The organism is Falsiroseomonas oryziterrae (assembly GCF_021864505.1).
GTDB classification, from domain to species: Bacteria; Pseudomonadota; Alphaproteobacteria; order Acetobacterales; family Acetobacteraceae; genus Falsiroseomonas; species Falsiroseomonas oryziterrae.
The window spans coordinates 1-3,531 of sequence record NZ_JAKJIB010000386.1; the positions used below are offsets into that span (position 1 = coordinate 1).

At 71.3% G+C, this 3,531-nt stretch carries 4 protein-coding genes and 1 pseudogene; all 5 read left to right on the forward strand.

Features of this window, described 5'->3' with window-relative positions:
- The first annotated feature begins 254 nt into the window (after positions 1-254).
- On the forward strand, positions 255-977 hold the full coding sequence (locus L2I40_RS20620; protein WP_237217052.1) for an orotate phosphoribosyltransferase: 723 nt from the start codon (positions 255-257) through the stop codon (positions 975-977).
- A gap of 12 nt (positions 978-989) precedes the next feature.
- The gene (locus L2I40_RS20625; protein ID WP_237217053.1) at positions 990-1,250 is read left to right on the forward strand and encodes a CopG family ribbon-helix-helix protein; all 261 of its coding nucleotides are present in this window, start codon (positions 990-992) and stop codon (positions 1,248-1,250) included.
- Positions 1,247-1,534: a type II toxin-antitoxin system RelE/ParE family toxin gene (locus L2I40_RS20630; RefSeq protein WP_237217054.1), complete on the forward strand. Its 288-nt coding sequence runs from the start codon at positions 1,247-1,249 to the stop codon at positions 1,532-1,534. The genes L2I40_RS20625 and L2I40_RS20630 overlap by 4 nt, the downstream gene beginning before the upstream one ends.
- Positions 1,513-3,171 (forward strand): peptide ABC transporter substrate-binding protein, encoded by a 1,659-nt coding sequence (locus tag L2I40_RS20635; protein ID WP_237217055.1) that lies wholly within the window; start codon positions 1,513-1,515, stop codon positions 3,169-3,171. Before L2I40_RS20630 ends, L2I40_RS20635 begins: the two co-directional genes overlap by 22 nt.
- Positions 3,168-3,531: pseudogene (locus L2I40_RS20640) on the forward strand (ABC transporter permease); the annotation flags it as partial. The gene L2I40_RS20635 and the pseudogene L2I40_RS20640, both read left to right, overlap by 4 nt.

Genomic DNA, 3,531 nt, shown 5'->3' on the forward strand with positions numbered 1-3,531 from the left:
GAAGCCGCCCCGCGCCTCGTCCGTCAGCCCCGCCAGGGTCGGCACCGGCAGCGGCAGCCGCGCCAGCGGGCCCCAGCCGAGCGGGACGGTCCGGAACGGCTCGCCCAGCCGCTCCGCGATGCCGAGCGCCTGCGCCGCCGTCCCCGCCCTCGGGTCGGCCAGCACCCAGACTCTCTCCGCCGCGCCCGTCATGGACGCGCCCGCCGCCCAGGGATACGAACAAAGGGCACGCCTACACCCAAGGAATCGCCCCGATGGCCGCCACGCATGCCTCCGACTGGGACCGGGACGCCGCGCTCACCACTGCGCGCATCCTGCTCGAGATCAAGGCGGTGAACTTCCGCCCGGAGGAGCCCTACACCTTCACGAGCGGCTGGAAGAGCCCCGTCTACATCGACTGCCGCAAGATCATCTCCTTCCCCCGCGCCCGCAACCAGATCTGCGACCTCGGCGTGCAGAAGATCCACCGCCACGTGGGCTACGAGACGATCGAGGCAGTGGTGGGCGGCGAGACCGCCGGGATCCCCTTCGGCGCCTGGATCGCCGACCGCATGCTCGCGCCGATGGCCTATGTGCGGAAGAAGCCGAAGGGCTTCGGCCGCAACGCCCAGATCGAGGGCGAGGTGCCGGTCGGCAAGCAGACGCTGCTGGTCGAGGACCTGACCACCGACGGCGCGTCCAAGATCAAGTTCGCGCAGGCACTGCGCGATGCGGGCGCGATCTGCGACCACACCTTCGTCGTCTTCTACTACGGCGTCTTCCCCGGCAGCTTCGAGCAGATGAAGGCGATGGGCCTCAACCTGCACCATCTCTGCACCTGGTGGGACGTTCTGGAGGTCTGCCGCGAGCGTCCCTATTTCTCCGAGTCAGCGCTGGCCGCGGTGCGCAGGTTCCTGGAAGACCCGGTCGGCTGGTCGAAGGCCCATGGCGGCATCGGCAGCCTGGCGGAAGCGAAGCCGAAGGACGCGGCGGAGTAGCAGGAGGCGGGCATGGTGCGGATCAGCGTGGACCTGCCGGAGGAGCTTGCACGACGGCTGCACCTTGTCGCCGGCGAGACGCAATCCACGCCAGAGGCGCTGCTGCGTGAGGCGGCCGAGGCAATGCTCGCCGACCGGGACGCGCTGGCGCGCTCGATCGCCCGTGGCAGGGCCGATGCGGATGCGGGCCGCGTCGCCTCGCATGACGAGGTGATGGCGGAGCTCGATGCCTGGGTCGAGGATCTCGAGGCACGCCAGCGCGCCGCCTCGTGAGACTTGTCTGGTCAGCCGAGGCCCGGCAGCTCCTGTCGGAGATCCGGCTGTTCATCGCGCAGGACAACCCGTCAGCGGCACGCGCCACAGTCGCCGCGATCCGCGCGACCGCCGAGCTGTTGCTGGAGTATCCGGAAGCAGGGCGCGCCGAGGCGGAGCTCGGCTCGCGCAGGCTTCCGGTCCCGCGCACACCCTATCGGCTGCACTCCGAAGTGCGGCAGGACAGGATCGTCATCCTCACGGTCTGGCACGGAGCCCGCCAATGGCCGCCCGCCTCTTCCTGACCGCCTGCGCCCTGCTCGTCGCCGCCCCTGCCCTCGCGCAGACGACGCGCGAGCAGCTGACGATCGGCATCACGCAGTATCCCTCGACGCTGCACCCCAACATCGATTCCATGGCGGCGAAGTCCTACGTCCTCGGCTTCACCCGCCGCCCGCTCACCTCCTACGACCCCGACTGGCGCCTCGCCTGCCTCGGCTGCGAGACCGTGCCCTCGCTCGACAACGGCCTCGCCGAGCGCGAGACGACGCCGGACGGCCGGCCGGGCATCCGCGTCACATGGCGCCTGCGCGAAGGCTGGCGCTGGGGCGACGGCACGCCGGTCAGCGCGGAGGACCTGCTCTTCGCCTGGCAGGCCGGACGCGACTTCTCGACCGGCTTCGGCGGCAGCGAGTTCTACCGCTCCGCCTACGAGGCGATCGTGGTGGATCTGCGCACCATCACGCTGCGCTTCGACCGCGTGACCTTCGAATACGCCTCGACCGGCACCTGGGAACCGCTGCCGTCGCATGTCGAGCGCCGGCGCTGGGAACAGGAGCCGCGCACCTACCGCAGCCGCAGCGCCTATGAGACGGAGCCGACCAACCCCGCGCTCTGGAACGGCCCCTATCGCGTCGCCGCCCTGCAACCCGGCGCCGGCATCACGCTGGAGCGCAACGCCGCCTGGGCCGGCACCCAGCCCGCCTTCCGCCGCATCGCGATCCGCACCGTCGAGAACACCGCCGCGCTGGAAGCCCAGCTGCTCGCCGGCCAGCTCGACATGATCGCCGGCGAGCTCGGCCTGCCGCTCGACCAGGCCGCCGCCCTCGAACGCCGCGCCGGCAACCGCTTCCGCTTCGAGTACAAGCCGGGCCTCGTCTACGAGCATCTCGACCTCAACCTCGACACCCCGACGCTGGCGGACCGGCGCGTGCGCCATGCGCTGATCCACGCGATCGACCGCGGCCAGATCGTGCAGCGCCTGTTCGAGGGGCGGCAGACCGTCGCGCACACCAACGTCAACCCGCTCGACTGGGTGCACGACAACGATGTCCGCCAATGGCCCGTCGACCTCGCCCGCGCCCGCGCGCTGCTGGACGAGGCCGGCTGGCGCCCCGCCCCCGACGGCATCCGCCGCAACTCTGGCGGAGAACGCCTGACCGTCGAGTTGATGACCACCGCCGGCAACCGCTCGCGCGAGGCGGTGCAGCAGGTGATCCAGGGCATGTGGCGCCAGGCCGGCATCGAGGCGCGCATCAGGAACGAGCCGCCGCGCGTGCTGTTCGGCGAGACGCTGAACCGCCGCCGCTTCACCGGCGCGGTGCTCTTCGCCTGGATCAGCGCGCCGGAATCCGTGCCCCGCTCCACGCTGCACTCCGACGAGATCCCGCGCGCCGAGCGCAACTGGTCGGGCCAGAACTACACCGGCTTCCGCAACGCCGAGATGGACCAGCTTCTCGAAGCGATCCCGATCGAGCTCGACCGCGAACGCCGTCGCGCGCTGTGGCAGCGACTGCAGGCGATCTATGCCGAGGAACTGCCGGCGATCCCGCTCTGGTTCCGCGCGGATGCGCATGTCTGGCCCGCCTGGCTCGACGGAGTGCGCCCGACCGGCCATCTCGCGCCGTCCTCCCTCTGGGCGGAGGAGTGGCGCGTCAGGTGATCCGCCTGCTCGCCGCGCGGCTCGTCCAGATCGCGCTAACCATGGCGATCCTGTCCTTCGCCATGTTCCTGCTGATCGGGCTGATGCCGGGCGATCCGATCGATCTCGCCATCGCCGGTGACCCGCGCCTGACCGCCGAAGACGCGGCGCGGCTGCGTGCACTGCATGGCCTCGACCAGCCGCTGCTCGCCCGCTACGCGGCCTGGGCCTCCGCGCTGCTGCAGGGGCAGTTCGGCCATTCGCGGCTCTTCGCGCAGCCGGTCGCGGCGGTGATCGGGCCCGCGCTGCTCTCGACGCTCGTGCTGCTCGGCGCGGCGCTCGTGGTCGCGGGCGGCATCGGCATCGCGCTCGGCCTGCTCG

Coding starts and splice junctions, on each gene's coding strand:
- L2I40_RS20620 (WP_237217052.1), top strand. CDS start 255: ATGGCCGCCACGCATGCCTCCGACTGGGACCGGGACGCCGCGCTCACC.
- L2I40_RS20625 (WP_237217053.1), top strand. CDS start 990: ATGGTGCGGATCAGCGTGGACCTGCCGGAGGAGCTTGCACGACGGCTG.
- L2I40_RS20635 (WP_237217055.1), top strand. CDS start 1,513: ATGGCCGCCCGCCTCTTCCTGACCGCCTGCGCCCTGCTCGTCGCCGCC.